This window comes from Sphingomonas soli NBRC 100801, assembly GCF_001591025.1.
In the GTDB taxonomy this organism is placed as follows: Bacteria; Pseudomonadota; Alphaproteobacteria; order Sphingomonadales; family Sphingomonadaceae; genus Sphingomonas; species Sphingomonas soli.
Map to the genome: position 1 here is coordinate 20,392 of NZ_BCTZ01000018.1, position 17,910 is coordinate 38,301.

17 protein-coding genes are annotated in these 17,910 nt (G+C 65.1%); 14 read left to right on the forward strand and 3 right to left on the reverse strand.

Features of this window, described 5'->3' with window-relative positions; translation table 11 throughout:
* Window positions 1-7: 7 nt before the first annotated feature.
* Window positions 8-730 (reverse strand): maleate cis-trans isomerase family protein, encoded by a 723-nt coding sequence (locus SSO01S_RS13745; RefSeq protein ID WP_218000371.1) that lies wholly within the window; start codon window positions 728-730, stop codon window positions 8-10.
* A 188-nt stretch (window positions 731-918) separates the two neighbouring features.
* Between SSO01S_RS13745 and SSO01S_RS13750 the strand changes: the two genes are divergently transcribed.
* The 3 genes from SSO01S_RS13750 (at window position 919) to SSO01S_RS13760 (ending at window position 3,318) form a co-directional block, all read left to right on the forward strand.
* A complete protein-coding gene (locus SSO01S_RS13750; protein ID WP_066799693.1) occupies window positions 919-1,206 on the forward strand; it encodes a DUF1330 domain-containing protein in 288 nt (95 codons plus the stop codon).
* A gap of 15 nt (window positions 1,207-1,221) precedes the next feature.
* Window positions 1,222-2,430, forward strand: coding sequence for an FAD-dependent oxidoreductase (locus SSO01S_RS13755; protein ID WP_066799695.1), 1,209 nt, complete (start codon window positions 1,222-1,224; stop codon window positions 2,428-2,430).
* Between the two features lie 87 nt (window positions 2,431-2,517).
* The gene (locus tag SSO01S_RS13760; protein WP_066799697.1) at window positions 2,518-3,318 is read left to right on the forward strand and encodes a helix-turn-helix domain-containing protein; all 801 of its coding nucleotides are present in this window, start codon (window positions 2,518-2,520) and stop codon (window positions 3,316-3,318) included.
* Between the two features lie 63 nt (window positions 3,319-3,381).
* Here the strand turns inward: SSO01S_RS13760 and SSO01S_RS13765 are convergent, their stop codons facing one another.
* Complete coding sequence (locus SSO01S_RS13765; protein ID WP_169798360.1) at window positions 3,382-5,736, reverse strand: TonB-dependent receptor; 2,355 nt, start codon at window positions 5,734-5,736, stop codon at window positions 3,382-3,384.
* 251 nt (window positions 5,737-5,987) lie between these two features.
* On the opposite strand from SSO01S_RS13765, the gene SSO01S_RS13770 reads away from it, so the two are divergent.
* The 10 genes from SSO01S_RS13770 to SSO01S_RS13815 are packed head-to-tail and all read left to right on the forward strand — an operon-like array spanning window position 5,988 to window position 15,274.
* A complete protein-coding gene (locus tag SSO01S_RS13770; RefSeq protein WP_066799701.1) occupies window positions 5,988-7,052 on the forward strand; it encodes an LLM class flavin-dependent oxidoreductase in 1,065 nt (354 codons plus the stop codon).
* Window positions 7,045-7,809 (forward strand): SDR family NAD(P)-dependent oxidoreductase, encoded by a 765-nt coding sequence (locus SSO01S_RS13775; protein ID WP_157073786.1) that lies wholly within the window; start codon window positions 7,045-7,047, stop codon window positions 7,807-7,809. Before SSO01S_RS13770 ends, SSO01S_RS13775 begins: the two co-directional genes overlap by 8 nt.
* Window positions 7,806-8,633, forward strand: a complete 828-nt coding sequence (locus SSO01S_RS13780) for a hypothetical protein (protein ID WP_066799705.1) — start codon at window positions 7,806-7,808, stop codon at window positions 8,631-8,633. Before SSO01S_RS13775 ends, SSO01S_RS13780 begins: the two co-directional genes overlap by 4 nt.
* The gene (locus SSO01S_RS13785) at window positions 8,630-10,330 is read left to right on the forward strand and encodes a thiamine pyrophosphate-binding protein (RefSeq protein ID WP_066799707.1); all 1,701 of its coding nucleotides are present in this window, start codon (window positions 8,630-8,632) and stop codon (window positions 10,328-10,330) included. The genes SSO01S_RS13780 and SSO01S_RS13785 overlap by 4 nt, the downstream gene beginning before the upstream one ends.
* Window positions 10,331-10,352: 22 nt before the next feature.
* A complete protein-coding gene (locus SSO01S_RS13790) occupies window positions 10,353-11,249 on the forward strand; it encodes a TauD/TfdA dioxygenase family protein (protein ID WP_066799709.1) in 897 nt (298 codons plus the stop codon).
* A complete protein-coding gene (locus tag SSO01S_RS13795; RefSeq protein WP_066799711.1) occupies window positions 11,246-12,172 on the forward strand; it encodes a nitrilase-related carbon-nitrogen hydrolase in 927 nt (308 codons plus the stop codon). Before SSO01S_RS13790 ends, SSO01S_RS13795 begins: the two co-directional genes overlap by 4 nt.
* Window positions 12,169-12,918, forward strand: a complete 750-nt coding sequence (locus SSO01S_RS13800; RefSeq protein WP_083943090.1) for an alpha/beta fold hydrolase — start codon at window positions 12,169-12,171, stop codon at window positions 12,916-12,918. The genes SSO01S_RS13795 and SSO01S_RS13800 overlap by 4 nt, the downstream gene beginning before the upstream one ends.
* A gap of 12 nt (window positions 12,919-12,930) precedes the next feature.
* Window positions 12,931-13,836, forward strand: coding sequence for a cyclase family protein (locus tag SSO01S_RS13805; RefSeq protein ID WP_066799715.1), 906 nt, complete (start codon window positions 12,931-12,933; stop codon window positions 13,834-13,836).
* The gene (locus SSO01S_RS17610; protein WP_066799717.1) at window positions 13,833-14,690 is read left to right on the forward strand and encodes an IclR family transcriptional regulator; all 858 of its coding nucleotides are present in this window, start codon (window positions 13,833-13,835) and stop codon (window positions 14,688-14,690) included. Before SSO01S_RS13805 ends, SSO01S_RS17610 begins: the two co-directional genes overlap by 4 nt.
* Entirely contained in the window at window positions 14,687-15,274 is a 588-nt protein-coding gene (locus SSO01S_RS13815) for an isochorismatase family protein (RefSeq protein ID WP_066799719.1), read from the forward strand. The genes SSO01S_RS17610 and SSO01S_RS13815 overlap by 4 nt, the downstream gene beginning before the upstream one ends.
* Here SSO01S_RS13815 and SSO01S_RS13820 read toward each other — a convergent pair.
* On the reverse strand, window positions 15,246-16,634 hold the full coding sequence (locus SSO01S_RS13820; RefSeq protein WP_169798361.1) for an MFS transporter: 1,389 nt from the start codon (window positions 16,632-16,634) through the stop codon (window positions 15,246-15,248). The two genes, SSO01S_RS13815 and SSO01S_RS13820, sit on opposite strands and share 29 nt — an antisense overlap.
* Before the next feature lie 185 nt (window positions 16,635-16,819).
* Here SSO01S_RS13820 and SSO01S_RS13825 point away from each other — a divergent pair, with 185 nt between their 5' ends.
* Entirely contained in the window at window positions 16,820-17,905 is a 1,086-nt protein-coding gene (locus SSO01S_RS13825; RefSeq protein WP_066799723.1) for an LLM class flavin-dependent oxidoreductase, read from the forward strand.
* Window positions 17,906-17,910: the final 5 nt, after the last annotated feature.

Sequence of the window (17,910 nt, forward strand, 5' to 3'; positions counted from 1 at the left end):
ACGTTCCTCAGAATTCGGCGAGAAGCCGGCCGTAGCCATAAACCTTGTCAGAAATTCCCATCGACCTCAGCGCGTGCCAATAGGTCGCGGTGTTAATCGCGATAACGGGCTTTTCGAGCCAGAATTCGGCGATCGCCGCAACCTCGGCAAAGGCGAGGTTGGTGCCGCACTGGATGACCGCATCGACGCCTTCGGAAACCTCGATCGCCGCGCGTTTCAGGGTCTGCTTGGTCTCGTGGGCGATCATCATCGGCGAGGGCGATTGGAGGCCGACCAGATTGACGACCTCGAACCCCTGATCCTCGAAGAACTTGCGGACGTTGGCATCGCCGACCGGCATATAGGGGGTTACGATGCCGATCTTCCTGATGCCGCCATAGCTTTTGATCGCCGCATCGAGCGCCGTCGAACCCATGATCACCGGAATGCCGCCCGTCCTTTCGAGCATGCGCTTGTGCAACCGCTCGGCCCCCTCGGCACCATCCCAGAACGTTTCCGCCGACATGCCCATGATCAGGCAGCCCGGCTCCATCGACATCGAGACATCCACCGCATCGAACGTCGCATCGCGGATAGACTGCAGCATCACCATGAAGCTGTCGTCGTCGGTCACCTTCGTGTCGGGGATTGAAATACGAGAGAAGTGATTGGTCACGCCGTGCGGACGCATATCGTCATATTCGGGCTGGACGCTCGTATTCGTCGATGGCGCGACAACCGCGAACTTCATCCTGTGCCCTAGAGAATCAACCATGATGGCTTCCTGCTGCTTTGCTTGAGACAAGGCCTAGAAGCTTGCGGCGGGCCGTCTCGACCGCTCCCGGCCAAATGATCGCCTGACGAACATTTTGGCAGACGCCCCGATGTCCCCGGTCCGAACCTCCTATCAAGACGCGGAAGCACAGGAGGGAGCCGCCCATGCCAGCCTATATCGTCGGAACAGTCAGAATCTCTGATCCAGAGCGGTTCGCCGAATATCAAAAGGCGATCGTAGGATTGTCCGAGCGATTCGGCGGCGAGACGGTGATGAAGGGTGTCGTGGCGGAGGCGCTCGATGGAGCTGCGGACGTCGGCGAGCGCGTGGTCGTCAGCCGCTATCCGGATGCCGACTCCGCCCGCGCCTACATTGCCTCTGCCGAATACCAGGCCGCGGCGGCGCTGCGCGAGGGGGCTGCCCAAGTCGTCCTGCGGCTCATCGAAGCCTGATTGGGGGAATTGATTTTGCACTCTGCGAGCAAGCGCGCCCAGGTTCTGGTGGTCGGTGCGGGCCCCGTCGGCGCCTTCGCTGCCTATCGCCTCGCGCGGATGGGCATCGATACGATCCTGATCGAAGCGTTACCCAATTGTCCGGAGGATATGCGGGCGTCGACCTTCCATCCGCCTTCGATCGAGATGCTCGATGCGCTGGAGCTTTCCGAAGCGCTGATCGCGGACGGACTGAAGGCTCCCGTCTATCAATATCGTGACCGGCGCTCGGGCCAGACGATCGAGCTCGACATGACCGAGCTGTCCGAGGTGACCCCCCATCCGTACAGACTGCAATGCGAACAATATAAGCTGGCACGCCTAGCCTCTGCGCGCCTCGATGCACATCCGTGCGGGACGGCATTGTTCAGCCACCGCCTCCTGGCATTCGAGCAGGACGACACGGGGGTGACGGTGCAGGTCGAGACGCCGATGGCGGTCGAGCAGATTCGCTGCGACTATATGATCGGGGCCGATGGCGCCAACTCGACCGTGCGCAAATGGACCGGAATTGGCTTTAATGGCTTTACCTGGCCCGAAAGCTTCCTGACGCTCTCGACCGCCTATCCGATCGAACAACACATTAAAGGTTTGGCGAACGTCAACTACGTCGCGGATGCCACCGAATGGTGCGTTCTTTTGCGCGTGCCGACGCTGTGGCGCATGCTTGTGCCGGCACCGGGGGGCACGGGCATCGACTATTTGTCGGACGCCTATAAAAGCGGCGTGTTCGATCGGCTGGTCGGAGACGGCAAGGCGGTAGAGACCTATCACCGTACGCTCTATCGCGTGCATCAGCGCGTCGCCGAGACTTTTCGACAAGGCCGGGTCCTGCTGGCCGGCGATGCCGCGCACCTCAACAACCCCCTGGGCGGATTCGGTATGAACTCCGGTCTGCACGACGCATGGAACCTGACCGGTAAGCTCGAGCAGATTCTGATTGGCGGCGAACCTGCCGATCCATTGCTCGATCGCTTCGATCGCCAACGACGCACGATTTCTCACGAGTTCATCCAGTCGCAGACGATCCAGAATAAGGAGGCGATGGAGAGCACCGACGTCGACGGCCGCTCACTGCAGGAAAGCAAATTGCGCGCGCTGCTCGACGACAAGGAGGCGCGGATGCGGCATTTGTTGGCTCAGGGGATGTTCACCAGCTTGCGGCGGGAGGCGGAGATTGCGTGAGTGGAGCGCGAAGCGGGCCGTGGGCGCGGGGGCGGGAACGCGTGGGTGCTGGCGCGACAGGGGCGAGAGAGCTAAGCTTGCCTTGAGATGAGTGACGAAGTTCCGATCCGTTCGATCAGCCGCGCGCTTCGGGTACTTCAAGTCATCAACCGCGGCCGATCGCTCACGCTGACCCAGATCTCGCGCGGGACATCGCTCCCCTATCCCACCGTTGCCCGGCTGGTGCAGACGTTGCTGCACGAGGGGATGCTCGAACGCGAGCCCGGCCGGAAGCGCTATCGGCCGACCGCCATGGTCCAGACCCTATCGCATGGATTCCAGGGCCATGGCCGGCTGGTCCGCGCCGCCCGCCCGCATATCGTGGAGCTGACCAAGGCGCTGGGCTGGCCGGTCACGCTGGCGGTGCATGTCGGCCACCGCATGGTCGTCCAGGATTCGACCCATGCGCTGACCTCGCTCACCTTCAACCATTATTATCCGGGCTATGCGATGCCGCTGCTCGGCAGCGCCGCCGGCAAGGTCTTTCTGGCGTTCACCGACAGGACCGAACGCGACCTCATCATCGAGACGCTGTCGCGGCTGCCGCCCGAACAGGGGGCCGACAAGCTGACCATCCAGCGCTTCGCCGAACTGCTCGATACGATCCTGCGACAGGGTTATGCGACCGGCGTTCGCAACATCTTCACCGAAAATCCCGGCAAGACATCATCGATCGCGGTTCCGATCATCGTCGACGGCAAGGTGACGGGCACGCTGACCCTGGCGTTCTTCCAGGCGGCGATGGCGCTGCCCGAGGCAGTCCAGCAATATCTCGGCCCGCTATACGAATGCGCGCGCCGGACGATCGAGACGCTGGCGACGATCGAAGACCTGCCCGACCAAGGATAGAATAAAGGCCGCAGCGCGATCGCACTGCGGCCCCAATCTTTTACGCAACGCTACAGACAGTCGTCAGAAGCGCACCGAGAACCGTGCCCCGCCGGTGCGCGGCATCTGGGGCGACAGCGACAGCACATTGGCCGCCGTATAGGTGTCGGTCGAACGCGTGATGTTGATCGGCGTGCGATCGTCGGTGACGTTGTTCATGTAGAGTTCGAACCGATAGGCGCCGTGCTCCACACCGGCCCGCAGGTTGATGCGATGCGAAGGAGCGGTCCAGGCGAGGTTCGCCTCGCTTTCATATTGCCGGCCGACATAGAGGTAGTCGGCACGGAAGAAGCCTTCCCAATCGGGCGCGATAGCCTGCTGGTAGTTCAGGCCCGCATTCGCGGTATGGGCCGGATAACGCGGCAGGCGATTGCCGACCTGGTTGGGGTTGCCCAGGAACGTCTGCGCGACGATGTCACGCGAATAGCGGATATTGGTTTCCGCATAGACATAGCTGGCATCCAGGGTAAGGGCGGGCGTCACCTTCAGCGACCCCTGAACCTCGATCCCATAGACCTTTACCCGCCCGCTCGGCAGCACGACCGTCACCGTCTGCACGGTGGGCGTCGTATAGGCGAAGGTCTGGCTGATATGGCGATCGGTCCAGTCGCCATAATAAGCGGCGGTCAGGAGGCGAAGGCGGCGGTCGAAGAAGTAGCCGCGAAGGCCGACTTCCGCCATCTTCAGCCGCTCTTCCGGAACGCCGATCGGAACCGGTGCCTGCGCCTGCACCTGTGCCTGCGAGGCGGCCGGCAGCTGATAGAGCGAGCCGTTGAAGCCGCCCGGACGGGTGCCGATCGAATAGGACGCGTAGAGCGTCTGATCCGATGCCAGATCATAGCTGAGGATCGCGCGCGGCGTGAACGACTTGAAGGTTTCTTCGAGGCTGAGGCCCGAGAACGGCACCTTCTGAACCACCGTATCCCACTGGTAACGGCCTTCGACGCTGATCTTCAGGCCATCGACGAGGCGATAGTTGAGCGCAGCGAAGACACCGCCGGTACGCGCGCCGTCCAGCGTATCGCGCACCGAATAGGCAAAGCCGGTGTTCGCGAACGCAAGCGTGTTGCGCATGATATCCTGCGTGAAATAATTCGCGCCGATCATCCAGCTGAACCGGTCGCGGGCTGGCGAGCTCACGCGCAGCTCACCCGACCAGCTGTTGAAGTCGCTCTGTCCCATCACGGTGCGCGAGAAGTACGGCACCGATCCTGCCACGGCGGGATAATTGGGGTTCGGCGTGGCGCGGCGGTCGCGGAAGCCGGTGTCGCTGAGGAACGCGAACTGCTGCGAATTGTAGGAGACGTTGCCGCCCAGCGAATAGCCACCGCCGAGATCGTAATCGACGAGTACATTCGCGACGAGAGCCTCACGCTCCAGCCCGAAATCCTGGATGAAGTCGCTCGGCAGCAGCGTGGTCGCGCCGGTAAGGCGCTGGATCACTGCGGTGCCGACATCGACCTGCTGGGTCATCCGGCTGTTCGGCAGGTCGCGAAACGCGCCGCAGAAGAAGTTGTTCGCGGCGGTCGCGGCAGTGGGCGTGCGGCAATTATATTCGTTGGCACCCAGCATGCCGGCGGCAGCCGGACCGTCATGGTCGGTCCAGGCAGACACATAAGCACGCACCTGCAGCGAATCGCTGGGGGTCAGGTTCAGCGCGAGCGAGGCGGACCTGCTCTCCTGTGCGCCGAGGCGGCCGCGATAGCCGAAATTCTTATAGCCGCCGTCGGTGGTGTAATAACGCGCGCTGACACGCGCGGCGAGAACGTCGGGGATCACGCCGCCTTCGAGCGAAGCGCTGGCTTCGAGCGTGTTGAAGGTGCCGTAGCTGATGTCGCCGGTGAAGCGGGTGGGGGCTTCCGGCGCCCGGGTGATGAAGTTGAGCGCGCCCGAGAAGGTCGAGCGGCCGAAATAGGCGCTTTGCGGGCCATTGACGAGTTCGACCTGCGAAACGTCGGTCAGGCCGGGCACGCTGCCGGTGCCGATGGGAACACCGTCGATGAAGATCGATGCCGCCTGACGGCCGGGCAGATCGGAGCCCGGGAAAATGCCGCGAACGACGAAGACCTGGAAGCCGCGATCGTTGCGGTTGGTCGATTGCTTGCCCGATTTGAAATTGGGAAGGAAATCCGAGAGGGCGGCGACATCGCGGATGCCGCGATCGGTCAGGGCGCTGCTGTCGAGCGCCGTAACCGCGACCGGAACCGAGACCAGGCTTTCGCTCTGCTTACGCGCGGTGACGAGGATCTCACCGTCTTCGGACGCATCGGCTGCAGGTGCCTTTTGCTCCGTGCCCTCCGTGGTCTGCGCTTGGGCCATCGGCGCCAAGAAGGTGAACAGGGCTCCACTGAGGAGCAAGGCGACTTTCTGGGTACGCATGCAGTCTTCCCCTTCGCTCATTTTCATATCGGCGGCTATTACCGTTCGCCCATAGGGTGCTGATCGAGAGCGCTCCGGGTCCAGCCATGCCCACGGTTCATCCGCGCTGCGGATAAAATCGGTTCGAAATGGCCTTCACCCCGCGAATTTTATCGCCAGCCGATAAGTTTTCCGCGCCAAGGTCACCGCGCACAAAGTTCCTGTATGAGGAACACTGTTCTGTTATGGTGAACTTTCAAGGGAGCCGATCGATGCGATTCGGACTGTTTTGCAACCAGCAGCGTGCACGCCAGGACGTGGGCGCATCCTGGCGCGAGGATATCGACGAGATCGTGCTCGGCGATAGGCTGGGGTTCGAGCAGGCATGGATCAGCGAGCATACCGGATCGCCCTGGTTGCCCGATGCGCTGCCATCGCCCGACCACATGATCTGCGCCCTGGCGATGCTGACCAAGCAAATCCGGCTGGGACCGGCGATCCGCCGTCTGGCGCTATATCATCCGCTGCAGGTGGCGATCGAAGCCGCAGTCTGCGACCAGCTGACCGGTGGCCGGTACATGTTCGGCTTTGGCCGGGGCGGTCCGGTTTCGGGCTGGGGCCAGCGCGGCACCGCCTGGGAAGAAACGCACGACATGATGGTCGAGGGCATCGACCTGATCATGCGCTGCTTCGACGAGGCGGATCCGTTCGATTTCGAAGGCCGTTTCTATCGCGGGCGTGACATCAGCGTCTATCCGAAGCCGGTGCAGCGGCCCGGACCGCCGATCGCGGTGGCGACGGGCAATCCGACGCTGCTGGCGCTGGCCGCCAAGCGCAAGTTCGACGTGATGACGTCGCAGTTCGCGACGCCGCAGGAAATCCGCAAGCTGGCCGATGCCTTTGCCAGCGTTGGCCCCGATGGCGGCACGCGCGAGCAGGTCACCGCCGTACGCGGCGTCTATATCGGCGAGACCGATGCCAAGGCCGTGGCCGAGGTGAAGTCCGATTGGGAGACCCACCTCGCCTTCAACCGGAAGCACTTCCCGGTGAATTTCAAGAATTGGGTTGGCGAGGGCAGCATTGCCGATGCGCGTTTCGACAATCTCCACCGCGACGGGCTGATGTTCGTCGGTTCGGCGGAGACGGTGGAGGAGCGCATTCGCGAATTCCATCATGCATCGGGCGGCTTTGGCACGCTGCTGCTGGTGACCGGTCGCGATTGGGGCAGTTTCGACCAGCGCGCGGCATCGATGCGGCGCTTTGCCGAGCAGGTCGCGCCAAAGCTGGCGGATATCGGCGCCGTAGCCGATCCGGTACGCGAGGTTGCCCATGGCTGATCTGGCCGGCCGCCGCGCAGTGATCACGGGTGCCGGCCGGGGGATTGGCCGTGCATCGGCATTGCTGCTCGCCGGGGCCGGCGCAGCGATATTCGTTGTCGACGAAGATGGCGCACTGGCGGACGAAACCGTGTCTGCCATCGAAGCGGCGGGCGGGCGGGCGATCGCATGCGTAGCGGATGTCGCGCAGCTCGATGCGCTCGAACGGCTGATCGAGGAGGCCGTGCAGGCCCTTGGCGGCATCGACATATTGGTCAACGCAATGTCTCTGCCGGCGCGCGGCGGCACCGTGCTGGATCATGATGAGGCGGAATGGGAGGCGGTGCATGCCGTCAACCTGCGCGCGCCGAGGGTGCTGATCAAACTGGCGGCACAGCGGATGGTGGACCAGGGAACCGGCGGGCGGATCGTCAGCATTTCCTCAAGCTCCGGAAGCCGCGCGGCGGGGGTGAAGCTGGCTTATGGCGCGTCCAAAGCGGCGCTCAACGCGGTGACCCGCATCGCGGCGGCGCAGCTCGGCAAGCACGACATCAACGTCAATGCTGTTGCGCCGGGGATCACGAAGACTCCGTTGCAGCGCTCGCTTCGCGACGAAAGCACGATGGCGCGCGATGTCGCGTCCGGGACGCTGGAGAATTTCTTCAACCGCGTGTCCGAGCCCGAGGATGTTGCCGCGACCGTGCTGTTCCTGTGCATGCCGGCGAGCCGGCAGATCACCGGGCAGGTGATCCACACCAGCGCTGGAGTGGTGGTGTGACCGCCAGCGCGCAGCTTGCGTCCTGTACGCTTGCCGACAGCGTTACCGCGCTGGCTGCCGATGCTGCGGGCACGATCCTCGTCACCGGATCGCATGGCGGTGTCGTCGCAGCGGCGATGGCGCTGCGAGCTGGTGTTGCGGGCGCGATCTTCAACGATGCGGGCATCGGGCTGCGCCGCGCAGGCGTGGCCGGGCTGGCGCTGTTCGAACAGGCCGGGCTGCCGGCGGCCGCGGTCGATCATCGCAGTTCGCGGATCGGCGAGGCCGAGAGCACGATGCGCGGGCGGATCAGCTGCTGCAATTCGGTGGCGGAGGCTCTCGGCGTCCATTCGGGGATGGCATGCTCGGACGCGGCGTGCCTGATGGCGCGCGGGCAGGGCGGCGGCGCCCGCATCGAGATTCCGGAGGAACGCCGCGAGATCCTAGACCCCGCTGCGCCCGCGCTGATCCTGCTCGATTCGGCATCGATGGTCGAGCCCGGTGATGCCGACGCGATCGTCGTCACCGGATCGCATGGCGGCATGGTCGGCGGCATGACGGGCTATGCGATCAAGGCGCCGGTGCGCGCCGCGATCTTCAACGACGCCGGGTTCGGCATGGGCAATGCCGGGATCGCACGGCTGGCGGCGCTCGACGTGCTCGGCATCGCCGCGGCGACGGTGGACGCCGGGAGCGCCGCGATCGGCGATGCCCGGTCAACCTATCACGAGGGCTGCATTTCCGCGGTCAACCAAAACGCGGCGCAGTTGGGCGCCCTCACCGGCATGGATTGCGGGCAGTTCGTTGCCTGCATCCGCGATGCCGCCAGGAGATCTGAGCGATGAAGATGACGGGGGGCGAGGCTATCGCCCGGATGGTACAGGCGCACGGCACCGAGCTGGCCTTTGGCATGGGCGGGTTTCAGCTGCTGCCATATTATGACGGGGTCCGCCGGCTGGGCGTGCGCCATATCCTGATCAACGACGAGCGCACCGGGGCCTTTGCCGCCGACGCCGCTTCGCGCGTGACCGGGGCGCCGGCGGTGTGCGATGCGACGCTGGGGCCGGGCGCGACCAACCTGGCGACGGCGCTGGCGGAGAGCTTCAACGCAGGCGTGCCGATGGTCGCGCTGACCGGCGACGCGCACCGCGATTATGCCCATCGCAACATGACGCAGGAGACGCGGCAGAACGAGATCCTGGCGCCGGTCGCCAAGGAATTGCTGCGCGTCGAGAAGGTCGAGCGGATACCGGAGATGATGCGCCGGGCCTATTCGGTGGCGACGAGCGGCCGGGGCGGGCCGGTGGTGGTCGACGTGCCGGAGGATGTGGCGCATGGCGAGGCGGAGTTCGCCGAGGCGGATTTCGAAGTCTCGGCGGGCTTCGGGCCGCGGCTGCGTTGTCGCCCGGATCGCCGCGACATCGAGCGCGCGGCGGCGCTGCTGGCCCGCGCCAAGCGGCCGATGATCCTGGCGGGCGGTGGCATCCATCTGTCTGAGGCGACGGCGGCGCTTCGCCTGTTTGCAGAAGCGCGCGGCATCCCGGTGGCGCACACGCTTTCGGGCAAGGGCGCGATCGCGTGCACCGATCCGCTCTCGGTCGGGCTGTTCGGGCGCTACAGCCGCATCGCCAACGACCTGATGGAACAGGCCGATGTGCTGCTCGTCGTCGGCTGCAAGCTCGGCGAGATCGCGACCAAGCGCTACGCGCTGCCGCCCGCGAGTGCGAAGGTGATCCATCTCGATATCCTGCCGGAAGAGATTGAGCGCTGGCGCCGGGTGGACGTCGCATTGTGGGGCGATGCGCGCTCGGGCCTCGAGGATCTGCTCGAGGCGCTGGGTCCGGCGGCCAAGGACGCCGAGTATCACCGCGAGATCGCCGAGCGCACCGCCAAATGGTATGCCGAGGCGCGCGAGCGGCTGGAGAGCGCCGACAGCCCGATCAACGTTGGCCGCGTCGTCGGCGAGCTCAACAAGGGACTGCCCGAAGACGCGATCGTCGTCGCCGATGGCGGCTTTGCCAGCCACTGGGTTGGCCTGCTTTACGATACCAAGCAGGACGGGCGCGGCTTCGTTGCCGGGCGCGGCATGGCCTCGATCGGATACGGCCTGCCGGGCGCGCTCGGCTGCAAGCTGGCGGCACCGGACCGGCCCGTCGTCGGTCTGACCGGCGACGGTGGCTTCAACATGGTTGCCGGTGATCTGGAAACGGCACGCCGCGCGGGCGCGGGCTTCGCGCTGATCGTGCTCAACAACGCTGCTTCCGGTTACATCAAGGCGCTCCAGCACGCCGTGTACGGCGAAGGCAATTACCAATCGAGCGACCTGGGCGAGATCAACTATGCCGATGTTGCGCGCGCATATGGTTGCGAGGGCATCCGCATCGAGAACCCCGACGATCTCGCGGGTGCGGTGAAGCGCATTTCCGAGCCGCGCGACGTGCCGCTGATCCTCGACCTCGTCGTTACGCGCGATCCTGCGCAGATGCTTCCCGGTGTCGATAACCGCACGCTGAAGGTCGAAGCCGGCGACCGCCCCGTTTGATCGAATCATCAGGAGACCTGTCATGACCAAGCTTCCCGAAATCACAAAGACGTTTGCACCCTATGGTGCCGAAGTGCGCGGCGTGGATTTTTCCAAGCCCTCGCCCGAAGTGACGGCAACGCTGAAAACCATGCTCGCCCAGCATCATGTGCTGGTCAGCCGCGGCCATCCGACGCCCAACGATGACGATATCTCGAACTTCTTTGAAGGCTTTGGCGAACTCAGCGAGCGCACCGCCGAAGTGCAGGCGCATTATCGCCGCCTGTCGAAGCTGGTGCCCGAATATCTTGAAAACGGCGCCAACAAGGTGGGCACCCGCTTCATGCTCTCCAATGTGGAAGAGGACGGCAAGAAGCTTGGCGGCCTGGGCAATCGCGAGCTCCAGTGGCACAACGATCAGGCCGATCTGCCCCGGCTGAAGACGATCTCCTGCCTGGAAGCGATCGACTTCGAAGCGGGTGCTGGCAACACCTTCTACTGCGACATGTACGCCGCGCTCGAAACGATGCCCGCGGACTTGCGCAAGCAGCTCGACGGCATTTTCGGCCTGCACGATTCGAAGCGCTACAAGTCGAACGATGGCGCGACCCACGACGAAGCACCGAGCGCTGTGCATCCGGTCGCGCTTGCCCACCCCGAAACCGGTCGCAAGTGCCTGTACGTCAACGAATCGTTCACGTCGGGCATCAAGGGCATGAGCGCGGAGCAGAGCGCAAAGTTGCTCGAGAAGCTCTACGCGTTCGCCTACCGCCCCGAGTTCATCTACGAGCATCAGTGGGAGACCGGCGACATCGTGATCTGGGACAATGTGGGGCTGCAGCACATGCGCAATGCGCTCGATCCGACCAAGCGCCGGACGATGCGCGTGTTCCAGGGCGTTTCGGAAGCGCTGAGCATGCCGGGCGCGCTGGCAGCATGAGCCGCCGCTTCCTCGCCGCCTGCATCCAGGCGCCAGTTCATGTGCCGGCGGGCTGGAGCAGCTTCGAGGGAGTCGTTCAGCGCAATGTCGCTGAAGTCGCACGCGCGGCGGCCGGAGCAATGGATCAGGCCGGCAAGGATTTGCGCCTGATCCTGTTTCCGACCCAGCCGTTCAGCGGCGGATCGTATAACGCGTGGAAGACCTGGGCCGAGCAGCCGCCGATGGAAAAGGTGGCGCTCGATCTGGAGAGTTCCACGCTCGATCCGCTGCGCATGCTGTGTCGACAGGCGCGCTGCTATATCGGCTTCAGCATCTTCGAGCGGACGCGCAAGATGCCGGGCCACTGTTTCCACACCGCGGTATTGCTGGGGCCGGAGGGCGTCGTGCTGCGCGTTCCCAAGACGCAGGGGACCAGCATCGCGGGGGCAACCGTCTTGCGCGACGCGCTGGACAAATATGTCGCAGCATTCGGCGAGAGTGCGATCCTGCCGGTAGCCGAAACCGAGATCGGCTGGATCGGCACCGCCGTCGAACGCGAGCTGCACGCCACCGAGATCGGCCGCCTGCTTACGGCCAAGGGCGCGGAAATCGTGCTGCAACCCACCGCCAATGTGGAGCCGGGCCCCGATGCGCTCGCCTGGCGGGCGGGCTTCGCTTACGCCAATTCGGTCTATCTGCTTTCCGCCAGCCCATCCCGCCGTCTGGCCGAGGACGGCACGCAGCAATGGACGCCGGGTTCGTCGAGCATTGTTGGCCCGGACGGAAAGGTGCTGGGCAGCATCGGCGGGGCGATGGCCGAAGGCAGCGTGATCGCTCCTATCGATCTCGATCAGCTTCGCGAGGTCCGCGAGCGGCAGCGTAACAACACGGTGCTGGCGCCTTCGCTGCGCCCATTGATCTTGCGCCAAACCGGCCGCGAATGACCACTGCCAGCCTATGGATGGTGCAAGCCGGACAGGGGCCGACAGCGCTGTTCGTGCATGGCGGGCTGCTAGACCATCGCATCTTCGCGCCGCAGATGCGCGATCTCGCCGATGTGCGGCGCTGCGTTGCGCTGGACCTGCCCGGCTTTGGACGCTCGCCGGCCAAGGGCGCTCTGGCGCCCGCCGCGCTTGCCGAGGCGGCGATCGAAGCGATGGCGGGGCTGAAGCCGCCCTGGGATCTTGTCGGGCTGAGCCTGGGCGGAAGCGTCGTCGCCGAGATTGCCCGACAGGCGCCGGATCGGGTGCGATCGGTCTGCGCGATCGGCGTGGGCGGCGCAGGCGGAAGGTCCGCTGGCGCTATCGCCGCCGCGCGCGACCGCTTTGCGACGCAGGACCGCACCGAGTTCGCCGCGAGCTTTGCGGATCGCATGGTCAGCGAAGCCGCCGATCCCGGGATACGCGCGCTGATCGCAGAGATGGCGGCGGCCACTCCTGATGCGACCGTCCACGCGCTGTACGATCTGCTCGTCGACTTTCCCCCGTCGCTGCCGCGACTGGAGGCTCTGACATGTCCGGTGCTGTTGCTCGCCGGTAGCGAAGATGGCGGTGCCGCAACGGACGAGATGGTCGCCATCGCTGCGCGCCGGCAGCATATCGCGTTTTCCGTGATCGCGCAGGCTGGTCACGTCGCTACGCTGGAGAAGCCGGCGGCGATCGATGCCGCGTTGCGCGCCTTTTGGAGCTGAGAGGGTAGGGGCATGAGCGATCCCGACGAAATGGCACGCTGGATCGAGGCGAACAGCAATTGGGGGCGGTGGGGCGCCGACGACGAGCTGGGCGCAGTCAATCTGATCACCCCCGAGCGCCAGCGCGCGGGGGCTGCGTGCGTTCGCCAGGGGCGCTCGATATCGCTGTCGCGCGATATCCGCACGGCACCGGCGGTCGACAATCCCCAGCCGGTCCAGCATTTCGTGCGCTGGTTCGACCGTAGCGACGGCAAGGGCGGCGGCGCGGGAGAGTTTATCGGCCTGCACGTTCATGGCCTGCAGATCACGCATATCGACGCGCTTTCGCATGCCTGGGGCGATCGCGGCTTCTGGGGCGGGCGCACGCGGGACGAGGTGCTTTCCCCGCTCGGCTTGAAATGGGGCGCGGTCCATCACTGGAAGCAGGGGCTGGTGACGCGCGGCGTGCTGATCGATGTGGCGGCCCATCGCGGCATGGCGCATATTGGGTTCGACCGGCCCGTTGAGGCGGACGAGCTGGAGGAGGCCGCGCGGATGCAGGGCGTGACGATCGAACCCGGTGATGCGCTGGTGATCCATAGCGGTCGCGATGCGCTGGAGCGCGAGAAGCCCGACTGGAATATCGCCGCAGACCCCCATCCGGGGCTTGGCGCATCGACGCTGCGCTTCTTCCGCGAGCGCGATATTTCGTTGCTGCTATGGGATTTGATGGATTTCCAGCCCTATCCCTTGGGCTGGCCGCTCGTCCCGCATGCCGCCTTGTTCGAGCTGGGCATCCCGCTGGTTGATAATTGCGCGCTGGGCGATCTGGCCTTGGCCTGTGCCGAGAGCGACCAGCGCGATTTTCAGCTGATCGTAGCGCCGCTGGCGTTGCGCGGCGGCACCGGATCGCCCGTCAATCCGCTGGCAATCCTGTGAGCACCGGCGGCATTCAGAGCCTGCAACGGGCAATCGAGATACTCGACTTGCTCGCCGAGTCCGGCAGTCGCGGTGCGCGCCTGTCTGACCTGGCGGCGGCGACGGGGCTCGGAAAGTCGACCGTGCATCGCATGCTCGGCGAACTGATGCGCGGCGGCATGCTCGATCAGGATCCCGCCACCAAATATTACCGGGTTGGATCCAAGCTGATCCGCCTGGGCGAGCGCGCTTCGCGCGGCCGGCAGCTGGGCGACCTCGCCCAGCCGGCGCTCCGCCGGATCGCCGAGCAGACGGGCGATACCGCCTATCTGAGCGTCCGGGTCGGCAATAAATTCGTGTGCATGGGTCGCGAAGTCGGCGGCTATCCGGTCAAGGTGTTGAGCCTTGAGGTGGGGGAGCAGCGACCGCTTGGTCTGGGCGCGGGATCGCTGGCGTTGCTGGCAATGCTCGATCCGCGCGAACGCGATGCGATCATCGCCGCCAACGCCGCAGAGATGCCCGACAACCCGGCTTTGGCCGTGGACGAGATGAACCGCTGCGTCAGCGAGGCGCTCAAGCTGGGCTATGCGCGCACCGAAGGGCGGGTGGTGACCGGAATCGCAGCGATCGCGGTGCCGGTATTCGATGCCTCCGGGACGGTTGCAGGTTCGCTGAGCCTGCAGGCGATCTCCTCGCGGCTCAGCAGCGCGCGGACGCCGGAGCTGGTCGCGTTGCTCGCCCGCGAAGCGCTGTCGCTCTCCAGGGAGATGGGCGCTCCGGCGGACAAGCAGTCCAAGCTGGTGGCGCTGGCCGCGCACGCGCCCCATCCGAGCAACATTGCCGGCAATGCCGCGCTGGTCGAAGGGTTCGCATGACGGACGCGTTGCTGGGCAAGCCCGCATTGCTGATCGTCGATATTCAGAACGGGACGTTGGGCCGCGCTTTCGCGCCGCGATCGGCGGAGGAGTGCATGTCGAAGGGCCTGAAGCTGGCCGAGGCCGTGCGGCGCGCGGGGGGACTCGTCGTGGTCGCGAGCTCAAGCTTTGCGCCTGACCTGAGCGATGCGCCTCCAGGACCGGTTGACCGGCCGATGCCGATCCTGACCAGCGGACTGCCGACGGATTGGGATACGCTTCCCGAGAGCCTGTTGGCGGCAGCCGACATGCTGGTGCCGAGGCCGCATTGGAACGTGTTTCACGGCACCGCGCTCGACACCGGACTGCGCCGCCGGGGCATCCGGGACCTGATAGTGGCAGGGCTGACGACCAATTTCGCCATCGAATCCACCGCGCGCAGCGGATGGGAGCTTGGCTATGCGCAGTGGTTTGCCGAGGATGCGATGACCAGCATCTCGGACGCCGGCCATCGCTTTGCCATGGAGACTACCCTCCCCCGATTGGGAAGGGTTCGCGACACGGGCGCGCTAGAGGCTATGCTGGCCCGGACTGCTCGCCCCTAAGATCGCGTTCCTTCAGGCTGTATCCGAAGATCGTCGCCATGCTGATCAGCGAGGCGATCCCCGGTACCGCGGCGAAGGCGATGTAGATCGCGGTCAGCGCTTCGGCTGACTGGCGCGAGCCATGGCCGCTGGCCGACGAGACATAGCCCGAGGCGGTGAGGAAATAGCCGATCAGCGCCACGCCGACCGCCGCCGAGATCTTGTCGATCAGGCTGATCGCACCGGCGAACGCGCCTTCGCGGCGCAAGCCGGTCTGGACATTGTCGTAGCGCATGATGTCGGTCACCACCGAATAGCCGAGCAGGATCACGCCGCCCATCGCCACGCCGATGATGAACATGCGGATCAGCACCAGGCCGATCCAGTCTTCGGGGGTGGCAAACAGCCAGCTGAGATTGAACAGGCCGTAAGCGGCGAGCGCGGCGATATAGGCGTTGCGCTTGTCGAAGCGCTTGGCGATCCACAGCCACATCGGCATCGAGATGATGTTGCCGACCACCTTGAGGCCGTAGAAGCTGCCCAGCCACAGATCGGACAGCAGCAATACGTGGCGCGAGAAGAAGGCGGTCGAGGAAACCGTCGCCGCTACGGCGATCTGGAACGAGACATGGCTCAGCAGGATGAGCCGGAACGGGCGGTTCTGCCACGCCAGGGCCAATCGCTTTCGCGCGCTCAGCACCGTCCGCTGCGCCGCCGGGGCACCGCTGGCGGGAAGGATCATCGCGGCCGCCAGGCCGACCACGGCGATGATCACGCCGATCGTCACGCCCATCATCGCGTGCCCCTCTGCCGTTGGCCCCCAAAGCGCCAGCAGCCAGGGCGCACCGGTCGCCGCGACGAGAAGGCCAAGCGCACCGCCATAGACCCGGTAGGACATCAGCACGGAACGTTCGTGATAATCGTCGCAGACCTCGGAGCCGATCGCCGTATAGGGGACGACGAACATCGAATATGCGGTGCCGTGGATGAGCAACAGCACCAGCACGATCGCGACAGGATAGCTGCTTGCGAACATCGGCACGCTGAACAGGGCCGCGACGCTGACGGGCAGGATCACCGCGCCGCCCAGCATCCATGGACGGCGACGCCCCCATTTGCCGCTGGTGCGATCGCTGGCGACGCCGATCGCCGGATCGATCAGACCGTCATAGATCTTGACGATGGCGAGCAGCAGCCCCGCGGTTGCGGCGGTCATCGCCAGACTGTCGGTGAGGAAGCGCAGCATCAGGATGGTGACGATCTGGAGGCCGGCGGCCGGGCCGATCGCGCCGAGCAGAAAGCCGATACGCACTCGCCGCGATGTCTTGCCGCCGGATGCGGTCCCAGCCTGGCCCGCGCTTTCCAGATCCGTCTTCAACACATTTGCCTCCGTTCGGGTCAGCTCCTGGCAAACCGCGAGAATGGCGATCGCCCGCTTGGAATGCGCCATGGCGCACCCAGCGACACGCGCCCAGCAACTTTTCTCCGTGGAACGGATAAACGTGCTCCCCGGGTTGAACTGCCCGACCGGCCAGAACAGATTCGGTGCCGGGAAAGGAGAGTTTTGTGAGCTTCGAGATCATCGGCATCCTGCCACACCGGCGCTATTCCGAGGTGTTCGCCGATCCCCTCTCCGCTTTCGATGCGAGCGTATTGAGCGAGGGTGCGCGCGCCCTGGAAGCGGCCGGATTCGAGCGCGTGCTGATCGCCAATTCGGCGACCTATCCGGACAGCATGCCGCTGGCCAGCTGGGTGCTTGCCCAGACCACCAAGCTGAAGGTGATGATCGCCCATCGCCCCGGCTTCATCGTCCCGACCATGGCGGCGCGCATGCTCGCGGCGCTCGATCGCGTGAGCGAAGGTCGCGCCGGCGTCCACATCATCACCGGCACCGATGACAAGGAAATGCAGGCGGACGGCGATTTCCTGACCAAGGACGAGCGCTATGCCCGCAGCCGCGAATATGTCGCGGTGATGAAGCGGATGTGGCGCGAGGAAGCGCCGTTCGATCATGACGGAGCATTCTACCGGTTCAACGGCGCGTTTGCGGCGGTGAAGCCGGCGCGCAAGATCCCGGTATTCTGGGGTGGCCTGTCCGATGCCGCAGTCGATGGCGCGGCGGCGGTTGCCGACATCTTCGCATTCCCCGGATTGCCGCTTCCGAAGATCGAAGAGCTCATCGCCCGCACGCGTTCGGTGCCGCGCGCTCCGCACGATCAGCCGCTCGAATATCTCGTCACGCTGCGCATGATCGTCGGCGCCACCGAACGACAGGCATGGGATACCGTCCAGGATTATCTGCGGATGCTGGCCAAGGAAGCGGCGAACAATGGCAAGCTGGGCGACGGCGGCCAGGAGGAGATCGACGCGTGCGTCGCCGCTGCCACCGAAGGCAGCAGGTTCGGCACATTGTTCAACGGCTTCGGCAAGGTGCCGGTGGGCCGCCCGATGTCCGGATGCGTGGTCGGCACCGTCGATCAACTGCTCGAGACGCTGATGGCGTACCGCCATGCCGGCATCGATCGCTTCATCATGGGCGGATATGGAACCCCTGCAGAATATGCCCGCGAACTGGGCGATGAACTGCTGCCGCGCTTCCGCGCCGCTGTTGCCGCAGATGATCAGAGGCGTGACGCTGGGGCAGCGGCTTGACGTGT